Here is a 16,681-nt window from a genome sequence, read left to right on the forward strand (position 1 = left end):
AACCTAGAAGGCGGGCAGGGTCAGGGTATCGGGGACATACAGGGCCGCGACCTTGAACAAGGTGCCCATCTGGTCCGGAGCGGTCAGGCGGTGGACCTGACGGTCGATCAGGGCGGCGGCCTCGGGCTGGGCGGCCTTCAGCCGGTCGGCGCGGACGGGAAGGCCCAGCCGGGTCAGGAATTCGGCCTGGGTGAGCAGGGGGGCGGTCGAGACGCCGACGGCCCGCGCAGTGGCCAGAACCGCCGGAAAGTCTGCCCACTGGGTCAGATCGGCCTGACCGAGGGTGGCCAGAGGGTCGACCTTTTCATGGCGGGACAGGGCCTGAAGCGTGTCGCCGGGACCGGGGGTGTCGCGGCCGTAGTCGATCAGCAGGGCGGCACCTGTACGGTATTTCAGCAGATCGGCGACTGCTTGGGCAAAGGCGCGCTGGGCCGCGGACTGCTCCACCACCTGACCGGGCTGGACCTCATGGTCGGGCGGTGAAAAGCCCGGGCCGACCGGTCCCAGCCGGATGGCGAACTCGCCCTCGGCATCCAGTCCCACCATCCGCTCGGCCCAGCCGTCGGGTGTGCGCTCGAACTGGCGGGCGGGCAGGCAGTCCAGCACCTCATTGGCGACCAGAAGGATGGGGCCCTTGCCGTCGATGGCGGACAGGCTGTCGGTCCAGCGGGGCGTGAGCGGCGCGTTGGCCAGCCTCGCCATCTGCACTGCGCGCAGGGGGTAGCTCGGCTCGACCAGGGTCAGGCCGCAGGCCTCGATGAAGGCCGGGACCACGCGGGCGGCGCGCAAAATGTCGGCCATCAGGGTGCCGTCGCCGGGCCCCACCTCGACCAACTGAAAGCGAGGCGGCGCACCCATCCGGGACCAGGTCTCGACCAGCCACAGGCCGATCAATTCGCCGAACATCTGGCTGACGGTGGGCGCGGTCAGGAAGTCTCCGTCGGGTCCGATCGCCGGGCGCGTCGCATAATAGCCGCCCTGCGGGTCGTGCAGACAGCGGGTCACATAGTCGGCGACGCTCAGCGGGCCGGTCAGGGCGATCTCGCGCTGGAGTCGCCCCTTCAGGTCCGCTGCGTGCGTCGGGCCGTTCAGGAGTTCGCGCCGACCGGCGGACGGCTCCAGGCACGCCAGATCAGCCAGCCGCCCAGCAGGATCATGGGCAGCGACAGCAGCATGCCCATGGTGACCACCCCTTGCAGGGCGTCGGGCATATGGGTGTCAGGCTCGCGCACGGTTTCCAGAACCGCGCGGCTGAGGCCATAGCCGAGCAGGAACAGGCCGGTGATATAGCCGGGCTTGGTCAGCAGCTTCATCTTCCACACGCCGAGGGTCAGGATCACGAACAGCAGCAGGCCTTCCAGCCCCGCTTCATAGAGCTGGCTGGGGTGGCGCGGCACATCGCCGGCCGGACAGAAGCCATAGGTGTTGTAGATCGTCTGGTTGCAGAAGCGGATGGCCCAGGGGACATCGGTCGTCCGGCCCCACAGCTCGCCATTGATGAAGTTGGCCATGCGCCCGAAGAACAGGCCGATCGGGACCACGGGGGCGACCAGATCGCCGAGGCTGAGCAGGTTGATCTTCTGCCGGTTGGCGAACCAGACGATGGCCAGCGTGACGCCGATCAGGCCGCCGTGGAAGGACATGCCGCCGCTCCACATCTGGAACAGCTCCAGCTTTGACCAGCCTTCGCCCGTGAACAACTGGGCATAGAGGGAGGGCTTGTAGAACAGGGCATACCCCAGTCGCCCGCCAAGGATCACACCCAGCGCAATCCAGAGGACCAGATCGTCGAGCTGGGTCTGGGTGACCGGGGGGCGGCCCGGCGACCAGATCGAGATCGTCTTTGCCAGCTTCGAGGCATACCACCAGCCCAGTCCGAGGCCGGCGATATAGGCCAGCGCGTACCAGCGCAGGGGAAACGGGCCGATGGAGATCAGGACCGGATCGAACTCGGGAAAGGGCACGGGGCGTCCTTGGTGTGATCAGCGTTGCCTCGCCTTTAGCAAGCCGGGCCGGGGGCGTCTTGCAAGAATTGACGACGGCGGGTTTGCGGCGGTCGGGTCGATCGGCCACATGGACGCCACCAATGCAAGATTTCATTAACCCTCTGGAAACCGGCGCAGCCCAGCGTCGGGACAGGCATCAAGGCAGACCCGCTATGCAGACCCGCAATCCGCTTCTCGACGAACTGGCCCGGCTGTCGACCGGCGCCATGGGCCTGGCCCAGGCGGCGGGCGAAGAAGCCAAATCCGCCATGCGCGCCCAGACGGATCGCATGGTCGCAGATCTGGATCTGGTGCGTCGCGACGAGTTCGAGGCCCTGAAGGCCGAGGTCAAGGCGCTGCGCGCCGAACTGGCCGCGTTGAAGGGAGGCGGGGCTGCACCCGCCAAACGCACCCGCAACAAGCCTCAAAAGGGAACGTCCACAGGCGATCTTCCCCCCGGGGACGCAGCCGGTTGAGCCGAATCCGCGAACAGGCCTACCGTCAGCGTGCTGAGGGCGATTCCCGGGGTCTTCCCGGTAACCTTCTGAAAGACAGGACTCTCTGAATGGACATGGTCAGACCGGACGAGGTGGAAACAACCTTCGATCCCCTCGATGTGGTCGAACATGTTCTGACGGCTGAAAATCTTCCGTTTGACCGCACCGCAGAGGGCGATCTGGCCTTTGCCCTGGCGGGCGACTGGAAGGATTATGAGCTGTGGTTCGCGTGGCGTCCCGAAGGGGATTGTCTGCAACTGTGCTGCGCGCTGGACCTTCGGGTCGGCAAGACACGCCGCCCGGCCCTGCATGAGCTGATCGGCCTGATCAACCAGCGCACCTGGCTGGGCCATTTCGAACTGTGGAGCGAGGACCAGGAGATCGTGTTCCGTCACGCCCTGGCCCTGCCGCACGGCGAGCGTCCGACGCTGTCGCAGGCGGCCTCGATGATCGATGCGGCCATCGATGCGGCCGACCGCTATTTCCCGGCCTTTGATTACCTTGTCCGCGGCGGACGCAAGCCCCAGGATGCTATTGACGCCTGCATGTTCCAGACCGTCGGCACGGCCTGATCCCCTTCGGGACGCTGTGCGCCAGTTTGGCGGGCCGCGACCGGCCATGTTAGGCACTCCGCACAGATGACCGGCCCGGTTCGGGCCCTCACCGATGTGGAGACTGCATGACTGACACCTTTACCCTGGATACGGATATCGCCCTGATCGGCTGCGGACGGCTGGGCTCGGCCCTCGTCGAGGGCTGGCTGGCGACCCCGGGGTTCAAGGCGGATCGGCTGAAGATCATCGAACAATACGAGACCCCCGCGACCGATCAGGCCAAGGCGGCGGGCGCGACCATCAACCCGTCGCCGGAGCAGATGAAGGGCGTCGGCATACTGGTTCTGGCCATCAAGCCGGCCGTCTGGCGCGAGGCACTGCAGCCCTTTGCCGATGTCATCCCCGAAGATGCCGTCGTTGCCTCGGTCATGGCGGGCGTGCGGCTGGATGACATCCAGAAGGCCGTCGGTGGCCGTCCCGTTGCGCGCCTGATGCCGACCACGGCTGTGGCACAGCGTCAGGGCGTGGCCGGCCTCTATTCACCGGACCAGAAGGCCCGGGACGTGGCCACCGCCCTGTTCGAAGGGATGGCAGATGTGGTGCCGCTGGAGGCCGAGGATCTGCTGGACCCGGCGACCGGCGTGGCCGGATCGGCCCCGGCCTTCGTCTACGCCTTCATCCAGGCGCTTGCCAGGGCGGGCGAGGCCGAGGGACTGAAGCCGGACGCGGCGGTGCGGCTGGCTCGCGGGGCCCTGCGCTCGGCTGCAGCGGGGGTCTCGGGCGGGCAAAGCCTTGAGGACGCCATCGAACGCATCGCCTCGAAGGGTGGCACGACCCGCGCCGGTCTGGACGCGCTGGAGGCCGACGGAGGGGCCGCGCGGGCCGCGACCGCCGCCGTCAGCGCCGCCGTGGCCAAGGCCCGCGACCTATCCCGCTAGACGGCCCGTCGCCAGCCGGCGGGCGAACCGGTCAAAGGCGTGGCTGGCGTCCTGCCAGGTCGTGAAGCCCCGCACCTCTGCAAGGCTTGAGGAATACCAGTCATAGCGGACCGGATAGCGGGTGCCGTCGGCCAGGGTGACCTCGCCCTCGATGGTGGCGCCGCCGATGCTCTTGCTGCGCATGCCGTCGAGGCCGGGCTGGGCCGCCAGCTGGGCAAAGGTCGGGCGGTTGGGGCGGATATCGACCAGAACCAGCGAGATGGTGGCGCCCGTCAGGGCCTGCTCGCGGGCCAGCGCCCGTTCGACGGTGACGGCCAGTTGATCGGCCTGTTGCAGCAGGTCGCGCTCGCCCAGTTCATCGGCCTTCTCGATCAGGCCAGGACCTAGCACGACGGTGACGTCGGGACTCTGGGCGGCGGCGGCCCCGGCAATGAGGGTCACGGCGGCCAGTGGGGCAAAGAAGGCAAAGCGGCGCATGGGTGATCTCCTGTGGAGCCCCATACTAACCCGGAAGGCGAATCCGCGCCATCAGGCCGCCCAGCGTGCTGCGGTCGAGGGTGATGTCGCCGCCGTGCCCTCGCGCGACGTCGCGGGCGATGGCGAGGCCGAGGCCCACGCCCTTGCGATTCTGGTTCCGCGAGGCGTCGAGGCGGGAGAAGGGGCGGAAGGCCTCTTCGTGCATATCCTCGGGGATGCCGGGTCCGTCGTCCTCGACCGCGAGCTCGGTGGCGCCTGAGGGCAGACGGCGGGCAGACAGACGCACGGTGTCGCCGTGGGCTGCGGCATTGCCGACCAGATTGGTCAGGGCACGGCGGAAGGCGAGGGGACGGACGTTGACGGTCAACGCCTCAGGCACGTCCACCTCGACGGTTGCGCCGATCCGGCGGGCATCCTCAGCCGCCTGATCCAGCAGATCGGCGACCGAAAGGGTGTCGCTGGCTTCGCCGGCTTCGCCTTGGGCGAAGGCCAGATATTCGTCGATCATATGCTCCATCTGATCAAGGTCGCCCTGCATGGCCGAGGCTCGCTTGAAGGGCGGTGCGAGGGCCAGCTCCAGCCGCAGCCGGGTCAGGGGCGTCCTCAGGTCGTGGCTGACCGAAGCCAGCAGGGCCGTGCGCTGGTCGATATGGCGCTGGATGCGGTCGCGCATGTCCATGAAGGCCCGCGCGGCGGCCCGAACCTCGCGCGCGCCGTGCGGCTTGAACCGCTCACGGGTCTCGCCCCGCCCGAAGGCTTCGGCGGCGGCGGCAAGACGTTCAATGGCCCGCACCTGATTGCGGATGAACAGAATGGCGACAGACATCAGCAGCACGGTGGCGGCCAGCAACCAGACGACGAAGATGTGCGCCTGGGTCGCCACGGCCCGCTCGCGAGGGGCGATAATGCGCATGACGCCGTCACCGACCTGGACCCGGATGTCGATGTAGTTGGGGTAACGCGTCGTATCGAACCAGAAGGGTCGGTCGAGGCGGGATGCCAGCGCGGCCTCGAGCGCCCGGTCGACGACGCCTATGGGCCCGCGGCGGACACTTTCGGGCAGGGTCGTGGCCTCCTGCCAGGCGACGGACAGGGACAGGGTGCGTTCGGCCCGTCCGGCCAGGGTCTCAAGTCCCTCCGGCGTGGGGTCCTCGGCATAGGTCTCGACCGCCCAGGCGATGTCTCCCGCCAAACCTTCCGACAGGCGAGCATTCACCGTCTGCCAGTGCGCGTCGAAGAAGGTCCAGGTGACGAATACCTGCATGACCAGGACCGGCAAGACGATGATCAGCAGGGACCGTCCCCACAGGGAAGTCGGCAGCCGTCGCTTGAGGAAGCGTGTCCAGACCGTGGACGGGAGGAGTTTCATGGAACGGGCCCGTCTCGCCGCGCGTCAGTCCGGAGCCAGCATATAGCCGACGCCGCGCACGGTCTGCAGATAACGGGGGTTCTTGGGGTCGGCCTCGAGCTTGCGACGCAGGCGGGTGACCTGAACGTCCACGGCGCGACCGGTGATGTCGGCCGTGTCGGGCGACAGGGCCATGCGCTCGACCGGGGCATGGGCATGGATCGCCAACGTCTTCAGCAACTGTGCTTCGGCCTCGGTCAGGCGCTGGGGCCGGCCGTCGCGCATCAGCTCCAGCCGCTCCATGTCGAAGACGGCGTCGCCCAGCTTGATCTCGCGCGGGGTCAGGGGCTTGCCGCCGGTCCTCCTGAGGATGGCGTCGATCCGCAGCGCCAGTTCGCGCGGATCGAAGGGCTTGGACATATAGTCGTCGGCGCCGCGCGACAGGCCCTCGATGCGGTCGCCGGCCTCGCCACGTGCAGTCAACAGCAGCACGGGCGTCTGGGACGTTTCAGCCTTGTTGCGGACCCAGGTGGTCAGGTCGAGGCCGCTTTCGCCGGGCATCATGATGTCGAGCACGACCAGGTCGAACTCGATCAGTTCCATCAGGCGACGGGCCGCAGCGGCGTGTGCGGCGCCGGTCACACGATAACCCTCGCGCGCCAGATACTCCTTGAGCAGGTCACGAATCCGGTCGTCGTCATCGACGATCAGCAGATGCCGCCCCGAGCCTGCGGCGACCGGGCCGGAGCGCCCGTTCGATCGACCGTCAGACGCGCTCATTGCATCCCCCCGGTCTGGGTGGCGTTGACCTGAACGGCCTCGGCGGCTCTAACCGGCACACAGCTAAAGGAGACTTTGTTCAATGGCCTTCGTTCCTTTCGACGACCGTGACGGCTGGATCTGGATGGACGGCGACTTCGTGCCCTGGCGCGACGCGAAAACGCACGTTCTGACCCATGCCCTGCACTATGGCTCGTCGGTGTTCGAGGGTGAGCGTATGTACGATGGCGAAATCTTCAAGCTGACTGAACATAGCGAGCGCCTGCGCCGCTCGGCCGAGCTGTTGGATTTCGAACTTCCGTACAGCGTGGCCGAGATCGACGCCGCCTGCAAGGCAACGTGCGAGCGGATGGGCCTTCGGGACTGTTATGTGCGGCCGGTCGCCTATCGTGGGCCCGAGCAGGTCAGCGTCTCGGCCGGCAAGACAAAGGTGCATGTGGCGATCGCCGTCTGGGACTGGCCCAGCTATTTCGACCCCGAGACCAAGGCAAAGGGCATCCGTCTGGAATGGGCCAAATGGCGCCGGCCCGACCCGATGACCGCCCCGACGGCGGCCAAGGCCGCGGGCCTCTACATGATCTGCACCCTGTCCAAGACGGCGGCGGAAAAGCGCGGCTTTGCCGACGCCATGATGCTGGACTGGCGCGGCTATGTGGCCGAGGCGACCGGGGCCAATGTCTTCTTCGTCCAGGACGGGGTGATTCACACGCCGCCGATCGACGCCATCCTGGACGGCATCACCCGCCAGACGGTTATCGCCATGGCCGAGGCCAAGGGCATTGAGGTGGTCGTGCGTCACATCCGCCCCGAGGAGCTTTCGACCTTCAGCGAGTGCTTTCTGACCGGCACGGCGGTCGAGGTCACGCCGGTCAGCGAGATCGGCGAATATCGCTTCACGCCGGGCCCGCTGACCCTGGACCTGATGGACAGCTACTCCCGGCTGGTGCGGCGCGCCTAGGGCGCCTTGGGTGTTCGTCGATCCCGACGGATGCGCACCCACCGCAACACCAGCCAGCCAATCGGCACCAAGATGAGCGCCAGCGGCAGCAGGCCGGCGACCAGATAGATGAGGCCGCCCAGCGTCGCCATGAAGACCCGCAGGGAGTTGCCCAGCGCGTCGGCGACCGGGCTGAAGACGCTGTTCGAGGCAAAGCGGCTCTCAGACTGATAGGTGACCGTCAGCTGTGACATCGACACGCGGTCACGCAGGACCGCCAGGGCCGAGCGGGTCGCGTCCAATTCACCCTGAACCCGGGCCAGTTCGCGCTCGGTCTGAAGCAACTGCTCCAGGGGACCGCTGCGCGTGGCCAGCAGCTGTTGCAGGCGATCGCGCAGAGTCTCGAGTGCCCGCAGGCGGGCTTCGGTGTCGGTCAGAGAGCGGCTCAGATCCTCGGCGTCGGTGCGCGACTGGGCGATCCGACCGCCCGCTTCATCGGCATCCTCTGCAAGCCCGGCCCGAAATCCCGTCAGCCAGGCCGGGGTGGCCCGAAGACGCAGCGTGGCCGAAGACTGGTCGTCTCCATAGGATTGGGTCTCGGAGCCCAGAAGCTGGCACACGAGCGGCCCGGCCTCGACGCAGGCGGCCTCGTGACGGCTCCGGACCTCGGCGACCCGGTCGGAGGGCAGCTCAAGGCCATAGAAATAGGCATAGGCAATCGTATTGGCGGGCTGGACCGGGGCCGGGGAGGCCTCGCCCCCGTCGGCGTCCATCGAGGCTGCGTCTTTGGCCAGTTCCAGGTTGACCGGTGCCGCCGGGGCGATCTCGGCCGCTGCGCCTTCATAAGAGTCCGCCGCCTGGTCATCGCCGCCCGAACAGGCCGCAAGGCAGAGCGCCATGGCCCCCAGCACGAGTGTCCGTCGCATTTCACCCTCCTCGATCCGATCACGAAGTCGTGATGAGGCGCGGTGATCAGGGCGAAAGCATGACCCCTATCCGCGACCGATCCGGATCACGACGTCGTCGACCTGAACGCCACCGCGCTCGACCACCAGGTGCTGATAGCTGCGCTGGCCGTCCATGGTCTGGGTCTGGACGTCCATGACTTCGGCGGCGAACTGGCGGCGCAGATAGGTGGTCAGTTCACCGGCGGTGATCAGGTCGTCGCCGTCATAGTTGGCTTCGCCCGTCAGGCCCGAGCGCAGGAAGTGGGACAGATAGCCCCCGGCCTGGAACTTCACGGCCACCTGACTCGTCAGGTCTTCTTCCGAGCTGAACAGGCCGATCACGCCGGGGCGGTTGACGACGTTTCGCGCAAAGCCGCCCGAGAAGCAGCTGTCCAGCACGATCAACGACAAACGCGTATCGAGGGTGGCGAACAGTTCGGCCATTTCGGTGTCGGTGATCTGGCCGTCGCGCAGGACGATGGTCTCGGTCAGCCCGTCCAGTTCATTGCCGCTGACCGCGACCGACTGCTGCGACCCATGGCCGGAGAAGAAGAACAGGAAGATGTCATCCGGCCCGGCCTGGGCGGCGACCTCGGCGAAAGCCCGGCGCACACCTCCGACCGTGGCGTCGGCATCGGTCAGCACGACGCTGGACGGATTGAGCACGCCCTCGCGTCGCAGGTCCTCGGCCAATTTCAGGGCGTCGTCGGCGGTATAGGCCAGGTCCGACGAATAGCCGCCGTAGTCCGAGACGCCGACCATGATGGCAAAGACGCGCGGGCCGCCCTGAACACCGGCCTGACGCGGCGTGCCCATGCTGAGCCCCGCTGTCAGGCTATAGGGCCCGACCTCTCCGGGCTGGAAGCTGGTCACCGAGACGGTGTAGTCGCCGTCGGCGGGCAGGGTCATGTCGATACGGCTGTTGGTGCCGTTCGGGCCGTCGTCGTTGTCGGCGGACACATCATCGGGCCCGCGAAGGAACAGATAGGTGTCGAAGGCGTCGGACTGCAGATCCAGCGCCACCCGGTCCCCGCGTTGCCCCGAGATGACATAGCGGTCGGCGTATTCGCCGGTGGTCAGCTGCTCATCGCTGGCCGAGAGCATGCCGGACAGGGAGACCCCGTCGGCGAAACTGTTGCCGGCGCGCGGTGAGACGGCGGTCTCGACGCTGCCGGCGTCGCTGTTCGACACGCTCAGGCGATAGGTGCCGGTTTCGCCGGGCGCATAGCTGGTGGCGACAATCTGGTATTCGCCACTGGCCGGGAGGGTCAGGACCAGACGGCTGTTGACGCCGTCCTCGCCGGTGTCGTCATCGTCGTTGGCGACCGCGAAGTCCCCCGGACCATGCACGAACAGATAGGGGTCGAACTGATCCGAGCGCAGGGTGAGCTCGATGTGATCGCCGGCCTGCCCATTCAGGGTGTAGACGGTCATGTATTCGCCGGACCGCAGGGTGTCGTTGCCGACCTCCAGCGTGCCCGTGACGGCCTGGCCCGGGCGCACGGTGGAGCCGTTCGTCGAGGCTAAGGCTGTGGTGCCACCGGCTTCTTCGAGAACAAGGGTGTAGGCGCCCGTCTCACCGACCTCATAGCTGGTCGTGATGATCGAGACTTCACCGGCGTCGGGCATGACGAATTCGATGCGGCTGTTGCGGCTGCCCCGGCCAGTCTGATCGTCGTCATTGTCCTCTTCGACCCCGTCGCCGCGGACCATCAGATAGGGGTCGAACTCGGCCGAGTTGAGCCGCACGACATATGTCTGGCCGGGCGTGCCGGTGAAAGACCAGCTGTCGGCGTACTCCCCGCTGGAAATCGCGTCGTCCGAGGTGCTGAGCTGACCCGCATTGGCGGTGCCGTCCTGCGCGCGACCGCCGCCCTGGGCGGAGATCGTGGGACCGGCACCCTCCAGAAGGCTAAGCGTATAGCGACCGCTTTCCCCGGGGGCGAAGGTGGTGGCCTGAATCCGGTACTGGCCGTTGGCGGGCAGGCGCACGGTCAGCCGGGAATCGACATCGCCGTCGTCGCGGTCGTCGTTGAACTCGGTAAAGCCCGAGGGGCCGCGGATCATGACGTAGGAATCGACATCGGAAGACGACATCTGGACCGTCACCTGCTGACCGGCGCGCCCTTCGAAGACGTAGACGTCGACATATTCGCCCGAGGTCAGCTGGGCATCACCGTCCTGAAACCGCCCCTGAACCTCGCCGCCCAGCCGGATCGGGTCCTGGGCTGCGGCCGGAGAGGCGAGCGCTGTCAGACCCGCAAGAGCCACGGCCATGCCGAAAGCCAGTGACCTGAGGCCCATGTTGGCCTCGCCGATAAGCCGGATCGAACGGAACATGGTGCAGGCCTCCCCCAGGATTGCGGCCACCCTATCAACGGTATGCGGCGCGGCAAGCCTGTCTGAACCTGACGACGCGGGCTGGATGAAGCTTCCTCTTGCCAGTTCGCCCGCTGTGGCGTTCAAGCCGGGGGAGGGCTGCGATGGGACGTGGCCGGGGGAGAGCCCATGTTCACCACGCTGAATGCCCAGAGCGCGCTGGGGCTGATCGTCATCGTCGTGGTCTGCTGGCTGCTGTCCGAAGACCGCAAGCGGTTCCCTTGGCGGCTGGCGCTGGGCGCGGTGGCGGTGCAGGCCGCGCTCGTGCTGGCGCTGTTCGCCCTGCCAGGATCGCGGGCCGTGCTGGCCGCCATCACCGGGTCCGTGGATGCGTTGGGTCGGGCGACCAATGAGGGGGCGAAATTCGTGTTCGGCTATCTGGCGGGGGGCGACCAACCCTACGCCGTTACCAGTGAGCCGGCCCTGTTCACCTTTGCCTTTCAGGTCCTGCCGTTGATTCTGGTGATCTCGGCCCTGTCGGCGCTGCTGTGGCATTGGAAGATCCTGAAGGCGATCACCTATGGCTTTGGCCTGCTGTTCCAGCGGACCATGGGGCTGGGCGGGGCCTCGGCGCTGGCGGTGGCGGCCAACATCTTCCTCGGTATGATCGAGAGCCCGATCGTCATCCGCGCCTATCTGGACAAGCTGACCCGGTCCGAATTGTTCCTGATGATGGTGGTGGGGCTGGCGACCGTAGCCGGCTCGACCATGGTGGCCTATGCCGCGATCCTGGCACCCGTCCTGTCCAATGCGGCGGGCCATGTGCTGGTCGCCTCGATCGTATCGGCGCCTGCCGGGGTGTTGCTGGCGCGCATCATGATCCCCGAAATCCCGGGGCAGGGTGGCGCGGTCGCCGACTACTCCGCCTCGTTGAAATACGACTCGTCGATCGATGCCATCGTCAAGGGCACCTCGGATGGGCTGATGGTGGTGCTGAACATTTCGGCGGTGCTGATCGTGTTCGTGGCGCTGGTGGCGCTGGTCAATGTGATGATCGGGGGCTTCTGGCTGTTCGGGGATCCGGTGTCGGTCGAGCGGGTTCTGGGCTGGCTGTTCATGCCGGTCGCCTGGTTGACCGGCGTGTCATGGACCGATGCGGGAGAGGCGGGGCGTCTGCTGGGCGTCAAGCTGACCCTGACCGAGTTCGTGGCCTTCATCGAGCTGGGCCGTGTGCCGCCCGAGGCGATCAGCGAGCGCACCCGCATGCTGATGACCTACGCCCTGTGCGGCTTTGCCAATATCGGCTCAGTCGGCATCACGGTGACCGGCCTGTCGGTGCTGATGCCCGAGCGCCGCACCGAGGTGCTGGGTCTGGTCTGGAAAGCGCTGGCGGCCGGTTTCATGGCCACACTGATGACAGCCTCGGTGGTCGGGCTGATGCCTGCGGCCGTCTTCGGCTAGGGACTTACCAGCGCAGGGCGAAACGACCGATGACCGCCCCGATGGCCGCGGCCAGGGCCATGCCCAGCGTGTACCAAGTCGCTACGAACGGCGCCGTGGCCTCGGGGCAGTGCAGACCATAGGCCGTGGCGGCGATGGCGCCGGTCAGGAGGCCCAGCGCGGCGCCTGAGGCCATCGGGCGGGTCGGGGCCAGGGGGCGTGCCCCCAGCCAGATCAGCGGGGCTGCAAAGACAGACATCATCAGGATGTTCCGGGCGCAATAGGTCCAGGTCAGGCCCAGCCAGGACCGGGTCCAGTCGGCGGTCGGCGTCAGCGCCAGTTCGACCCCCGCAACCACCAGCGCCACCCCTACGGTGCCGAAGACCCCATAGAGGGCGCGGCGAGCGGCCACCCCGGGCCGCCCCAGCCGCGTCACGAGGACCAGCGCCACCCCGGCCATCGCCGTTGTGTACAGTGCCTTGAGCCAGAAGGTCGGCCCGGTCATGGCCGACGACAGGTCTGGGCGCAGACCGAGCAGCAGCAGGACGCCGCCGACCGAGGCGGCGAAGGCCGCAGCGATCCACAGCGGATGAATCCGGGCCGGCCGTACCGGCTCAATCCCGGCTGCGAGGGCGTCGATCAGGTCGTCAGTTTTCATGACTGACCTCGGGGGGCTGGATGCTGGCGTTCAGCGCTTTGAGGCTGCGGTGGACGCTCACCTTGGCGGCGCCCTCCGTGAAGCCGTTGCGGGCCGCGGCCTCGGCCACGCTGAAACCCCCGAGGCGCACATCCTCGACGAGACGCCGCTGGCGTCGGGGCAGGATCGACAGCAGTTTCCCAAGGTCGCGGCGGACCACGCCGTCCTCGACCGTATGGTCGGCCAGAAGCACATCCGCGTCCTCAATCGGGATGGACACGCGACGCCCCTGTCGACGCAGGTGGTCGATCAGCTTGTAACGCGCGATCGCATAGGCCCACGCCGTAAAGGGCCGCGTCCGGTCGTAGGTCGCGCGCTTGGCGTGGATGGCGATCAGGCAGTCTTGCACGAGGTCCTCCGTGTCGGCTTCATGCCCCGCGAGCCGACGCTGGAGGAAACCGGCGAGGGCGGGGCGAATTTCGGTCAGAAGCATGCGCCAGGCCACCGGGTCGCCGTCGAGGCCCCGGATCATGAGACGTTTGAGCTCGGCTTCCCTGTCGATCACGCCTCTCCCAGTTCGGTCGACTGGAGAAAAGGTTACATCGAAGGCGCCCCGTGGCGACGAAATATTTTTCTGGGCGACCCGGTAACCGCCCTGTGCCGCCGGTCGAACTCCCTCCTGTCAGGCCGATCCGATGCGGACGGTCGCTTTCAGGAGATGAGACCATGAACACTTCGGCGAAAATCCTTGTCGGCGCCGGTGCCCTGCTGGCGCTGGGAGCCACCACGGCCATGGCCGACAGCGGCCGCGTCTCGCAGGAGCGCGAGATGGAGAAATGCTACGGCATCGCAAAGGCGGGCCAGAATGACTGTGCCGCCGGTCCGGGCACGTCGTGTGCCGGCACCTCGACCCGCGACTATCAGGGCAACGCCTGGAAGCTGGTGCCCAAGGGCACCTGCACCTCGATCGAGACGCCGCGCGGCAACGGTTCGCTGACCCCCATCGCGGATCGCTGATCGTGACGGTCCCGACCGCCGGACTGGGTCTCAAGCCCCAGCACTATGCCGAGGCCTCGGCCTGTCCGGCGGCCGGATCCACGCATGGCCTGTGGTTCGAGGTGCATCCCGAGAACTATATGGTCGAGGGCGGGCCACGTCTGACCTGGCTGGAGACGATCCGGGCCACGCGCCCGCTATCGCTGCACGGCGTGGGCCTGTCGCTCGCCGGGGACGAGCGACCCGATGCCGGTCACCTGGCGCGGTTCCGCAGCCTGATTGACCGGTACGAGCCGTTCGTGGTGTCCGAGCATCTGGCCTGGTCGCGCCGGGGCGGTGTCTATCACCCCGATCTGCTGCCCATCCCCCGCAATGCAGAGATGCTGTCGCGGGTCTGCGCCCATATCGATGACGCCCAGGAGGCGCTGGGCCGGCGCCTGCTGATCGAGAATCCGACCGCCTATCTGGCCCTCGCCGACCATCGGTGGGACGAAGTGGACTTCCTCGTCGAGATCGCCCGACGCACGGGCTGCGGCCTGCTGGTCGACGTCAACAATGTCTATGTCAGCGCCACCAATATGGGCGCGTCGGCGGAGGTCTGGATTGACCGGGTGCCCGGAGACCTGGTCGGCGAGATACATCTGGCGGGACACAGGCCCGATGCGGCTCTCGGGGATGTCCTGCTGATCGACAGTCATGACTCCCCGGTGGCCGAGCCGGTCTGGGCGCTGTACCGGCGCCTGATCGAACGGATCGGACCGCGCCCGACGTTGATCGAGCGCGATGGCGATGTGCCCGGGTTCTCAGACCTTCTGGCAGAGCAGGCCCGCGCCGCGGCTGTCCTGACCGATCTGGAGATGGCCGCATGAGCGCCTTCCATACGGCCTTCGAGGCGGCGCTCGCCGGAGACACCGAAGCGCTCCTGCCTCATCTTGTCGTGGACGACCGGACCCGGGCGGCGATCGGCGTCTATCGCAACACGGCCCTCAAGGCGCGGATCGATGCACTTGAGGCCAGCTTTCCGACCGTGGTCCAGCTGGTCGGTGCGGACTGGTTCAGGGCGGCAGCACTGGCGTTCGCGCAGGAACACCCCGGCGACGATCCGGTAATGGTGACCTATGGCGCGTCCTTTCCGGACTGGCTGGCGACCTTCGAGCCGGCGCAGGACCTGCCTTATCTCGCGCCCTGCGCGCGATTGGACCGGGCCTGGACCGAGGCGCATGTTGCGGCAGACGCGGCGGTGATGACGCCTGCCGAGGCAGGCGCTCTGGGCGCGGCGCTGACGGGTCTGTCCGTCGGGCTACATCCCTCTGTGCGGCTGTTCCGGTTTGACTGGACGGTGCCGTCGCTGTGGTTGGCCCATCGCTATCCTGAGGCTGCCCCGGGGCCGCTGGTATGGGAGCCCCGCGCCGAGGCCCTGATGATCCACAGGACGGCAGGACATGTCCGGGCGCGCCTTATCAATCCTGCCGAGTTCGCCTTTCTGGAAGCCTGCCAGAAGGGCCGCCCTCTCGGCATCGCCGCCGATCAGGCCGCTCGGCTCGACCGCACCCAATCCATTCCCACCCTGTTCGCCAGCCTGATTGCGGCGGACGTTTTTCTGACATCCGAACCCGAGGCCCGAGCATGAACCGTCTGTCCCACCTCCATGAGCGGCTTTCGGCCGCCGTTCCCGAAAGCCTGATCGCCCTGCTGTTGCGGGTCGGCATTGCCGTGCCGTTCTTCCTGTCCGGGCGGACCAAGGTGGAGGGCTTTCTGACCCTGTCGCCCTCGACCGAGTATCTGTTCGCCGAGGAATATGACGTCCCCTTCCTGTCCCCCGACCTTGCGGCGCATCTGGCGACCTATGCCGAGCATCTGCTGCCCGTTCTTCTGGTGCTGGGACTGCTGACCCGGTTTTCGGCGCTCGGCCTGATTGTCATGACGCTGGTGATCCAGCTGTTTGTCGTGCCGACCGGCTGGCCCACGCATCTGCTGTGGGCGGGACCGCTGGTCTATCTGCTGGCGCGCGGACCCGGGGGGTGGAGTCTGGATCGTCTGCTGAAGCTCGACTGATGCGACTTGCCCGGCGGAGCGGCCTTCCCTAGGTTTCGATAAGCAACCGAGGGACGGATCCATGAAGCTTTTTGACAGCCACCGCGCACCCAACCCCCGCCGTGTGCGCTGGGTCATGGCGGAAAAGGGCATTACGGACATCGAGGTCGTGCAGGTCGATCTGCTGGCCGGGGAGCACCGGACGCCGGAATACCGGGCGAAGGTCGGGGTGCCGCATGTCCCGGCGCTTGAGCTGGATGACGGGACCTGTATCTCGGAGTCGGTCGCCATCTGCCGCTATCTGGAGTCCATCTATCCCGAGCCGAACCTGTTCGGGGTCGACGCGCGCGAACAGGCGATCGTCGAGATGTGGACGCGGCGCTGCGAATTCTATCTGGCCAATCCGGTCATGCTGACGGTGCGGTTTACCCACCCCGCGCTGGCGGTATTGGAGGCCACGCCCCAGCCCCAGGTGGCGGATTACAATCGCGTCGCCGCCGAGCGCTTCATGAAGACGCTGGACCGCCATCTGGACGGGCGCGAGTTCATGGCGCTGGACCGGTTCACCATCGCCGACATCGTCGCCGTCGTCGGGCTGGATTTTGCTCGCCTGATCAAATACCGCCCCCCGGCGGAGCTGGAGAACCTGAACCGCTGGCTGGACGCCTGCCGGGCCCGCCCGGCGGCCAGCGCCGGAGTCTAGGTGTCGAAGCTATGAAGGTTGTTCACCCGGGGGTGGGCTGAGAAGCTGGGGTTGCGAAGCACCAACCTCAACCGAAGAGTTCCCCGGAT

19 protein-coding genes are annotated in these 16,681 nt (G+C 67.2%); 10 read left to right on the top strand and 9 right to left on the bottom strand.

The annotated features are described in order from the left end of the window. Window positions 1–3: 3 nt before the first annotated feature. Entirely contained in the window at window positions 4–1,092 is a 1,089-nt protein-coding gene (locus tag B4K74_RS07995) for a class I SAM-dependent methyltransferase (protein WP_414630935.1), read from the bottom strand. Further along, entirely contained in the window at window positions 1,089–1,964 is an 876-nt protein-coding gene (gene lgt, locus B4K74_RS08000) for a prolipoprotein diacylglyceryl transferase (protein ID WP_286692496.1), read from the bottom strand. Before lgt ends, B4K74_RS07995 begins: the two co-directional genes overlap by 4 nt. 194 nt (window positions 1,965–2,158) lie before the next feature. Here lgt and B4K74_RS08005 point away from each other — a divergent pair, with 194 nt between their 5' ends. The 3 genes from B4K74_RS08005 to B4K74_RS08015 all read left to right on the top strand — a co-directional run bounded on the left by B4K74_RS08005 (window position 2,159) and on the right by B4K74_RS08015 (window position 3,974). Next, on the top strand, window positions 2,159–2,461 hold the full coding sequence (locus tag B4K74_RS08005) for an accessory factor UbiK family protein (RefSeq protein ID WP_286692497.1): 303 nt from the start codon (window positions 2,159–2,161) through the stop codon (window positions 2,459–2,461). Window positions 2,462–2,550: 89 nt separating this feature from the next. Then, window positions 2,551–3,054: a YbjN domain-containing protein gene (locus tag B4K74_RS08010; RefSeq protein WP_286692498.1), complete on the top strand. Its 504-nt coding sequence runs from the start codon at window positions 2,551–2,553 to the stop codon at window positions 3,052–3,054. A 107-nt stretch (window positions 3,055–3,161) separates the two neighbouring features. Next, window positions 3,162–3,974 (top strand): pyrroline-5-carboxylate reductase family protein, encoded by an 813-nt coding sequence (locus B4K74_RS08015; protein ID WP_286692499.1) that lies wholly within the window; start codon window positions 3,162–3,164, stop codon window positions 3,972–3,974. On the opposite strand, the gene B4K74_RS08020 is transcribed toward B4K74_RS08015, so the two are convergent. The 3 genes from B4K74_RS08020 to B4K74_RS08030 are packed head-to-tail and all read right to left on the bottom strand — an operon-like array spanning window position 3,963 to window position 6,579. Then, window positions 3,963–4,451, bottom strand: coding sequence for a hypothetical protein (locus tag B4K74_RS08020; RefSeq protein ID WP_286692500.1), 489 nt, complete (start codon window positions 4,449–4,451; stop codon window positions 3,963–3,965). The genes B4K74_RS08015 and B4K74_RS08020 overlap by 12 nt on opposite strands. A gap of 25 nt (window positions 4,452–4,476) precedes the next feature. Continuing rightward, the gene (locus B4K74_RS08025; protein WP_286692501.1) at window positions 4,477–5,820 is read right to left on the bottom strand and encodes a sensor histidine kinase; all 1,344 of its coding nucleotides are present in this window, start codon (window positions 5,818–5,820) and stop codon (window positions 4,477–4,479) included. 24 nt (window positions 5,821–5,844) lie between these two features. Further along, on the bottom strand, window positions 5,845–6,579 hold the full coding sequence (locus B4K74_RS08030; RefSeq protein WP_286692502.1) for a response regulator: 735 nt from the start codon (window positions 6,577–6,579) through the stop codon (window positions 5,845–5,847). An 82-nt stretch (window positions 6,580–6,661) separates the two neighbouring features. Between B4K74_RS08030 and B4K74_RS08035 the strand changes: the two genes are divergently transcribed. Continuing rightward, window positions 6,662–7,537, top strand: coding sequence for a branched-chain amino acid aminotransferase (locus B4K74_RS08035; protein ID WP_286692503.1), 876 nt, complete (start codon window positions 6,662–6,664; stop codon window positions 7,535–7,537). On the opposite strand, the gene B4K74_RS08040 is transcribed toward B4K74_RS08035, so the two are convergent. Both B4K74_RS08040 and B4K74_RS08045 read right to left on the bottom strand, forming a co-directional pair. After that, window positions 7,534–8,442, bottom strand: a complete 909-nt coding sequence (locus tag B4K74_RS08040) for a DUF4349 domain-containing protein (protein WP_286692504.1) — start codon at window positions 8,440–8,442, stop codon at window positions 7,534–7,536. The two genes, B4K74_RS08035 and B4K74_RS08040, sit on opposite strands and share 4 nt — an antisense overlap. 66 nt (window positions 8,443–8,508) lie before the next feature. Continuing rightward, a complete protein-coding gene (locus tag B4K74_RS08045; RefSeq protein ID WP_286692505.1) occupies window positions 8,509–10,803 on the bottom strand; it encodes a pre-peptidase C-terminal domain-containing protein in 2,295 nt (764 codons plus the stop codon). Window positions 10,804–10,971: 168 nt separating this feature from the next. On the opposite strand from B4K74_RS08045, the gene B4K74_RS08050 reads away from it, so the two are divergent. Further along, window positions 10,972–12,243, top strand: coding sequence for a NupC/NupG family nucleoside CNT transporter (locus B4K74_RS08050; protein WP_123287595.1), 1,272 nt, complete (start codon window positions 10,972–10,974; stop codon window positions 12,241–12,243). A 4-nt stretch (window positions 12,244–12,247) separates the two neighbouring features. On the opposite strand, the gene B4K74_RS08055 is transcribed toward B4K74_RS08050, so the two are convergent. Further along, window positions 12,248–12,880: a DUF1109 domain-containing protein gene (locus tag B4K74_RS08055; RefSeq protein ID WP_286692506.1), complete on the bottom strand. Its 633-nt coding sequence runs from the start codon at window positions 12,878–12,880 to the stop codon at window positions 12,248–12,250. Then, window positions 12,870–13,424: a sigma-70 family RNA polymerase sigma factor gene (locus B4K74_RS08060; RefSeq protein ID WP_286692507.1), complete on the bottom strand. Its 555-nt coding sequence runs from the start codon at window positions 13,422–13,424 to the stop codon at window positions 12,870–12,872. Before B4K74_RS08060 ends, B4K74_RS08055 begins: the two co-directional genes overlap by 11 nt. A gap of 161 nt (window positions 13,425–13,585) precedes the next feature. Between B4K74_RS08060 and B4K74_RS08065 the strand changes: the two genes are divergently transcribed. The 5 genes from B4K74_RS08065 to B4K74_RS08085 all read left to right on the top strand — a co-directional run bounded on the left by B4K74_RS08065 (window position 13,586) and on the right by B4K74_RS08085 (window position 16,592). Next, on the top strand, window positions 13,586–13,876 hold the full coding sequence (locus tag B4K74_RS08065; RefSeq protein WP_286692508.1) for a DUF2282 domain-containing protein: 291 nt from the start codon (window positions 13,586–13,588) through the stop codon (window positions 13,874–13,876). After that, window positions 13,876–14,724 (top strand): DUF692 domain-containing protein, encoded by an 849-nt coding sequence (locus tag B4K74_RS08070; protein WP_286692513.1) that lies wholly within the window; start codon window positions 13,876–13,878, stop codon window positions 14,722–14,724. The genes B4K74_RS08065 and B4K74_RS08070 overlap by 1 nt, the downstream gene beginning before the upstream one ends. Further along, entirely contained in the window at window positions 14,721–15,485 is a 765-nt protein-coding gene (locus tag B4K74_RS08075; protein WP_286692509.1) for a DNA-binding domain-containing protein, read from the top strand. The genes B4K74_RS08070 and B4K74_RS08075 overlap by 4 nt, the downstream gene beginning before the upstream one ends. Next, window positions 15,482–15,910, top strand: a complete 429-nt coding sequence (locus B4K74_RS08080; RefSeq protein ID WP_286692510.1) for a DoxX family protein — start codon at window positions 15,482–15,484, stop codon at window positions 15,908–15,910. Before B4K74_RS08075 ends, B4K74_RS08080 begins: the two co-directional genes overlap by 4 nt. A 61-nt stretch (window positions 15,911–15,971) precedes the next feature. Then, window positions 15,972–16,592: a glutathione S-transferase family protein gene (locus B4K74_RS08085; protein WP_286692511.1), complete on the top strand. Its 621-nt coding sequence runs from the start codon at window positions 15,972–15,974 to the stop codon at window positions 16,590–16,592. The last annotated feature ends 89 nt before the right edge of the window (window positions 16,593–16,681 follow it).

Source organism: Brevundimonas sp. UBA2503 (assembly GCF_002341485.1).
Lineage (GTDB): Bacteria > Pseudomonadota > Alphaproteobacteria > Caulobacterales > Caulobacteraceae > Brevundimonas > Brevundimonas halotolerans.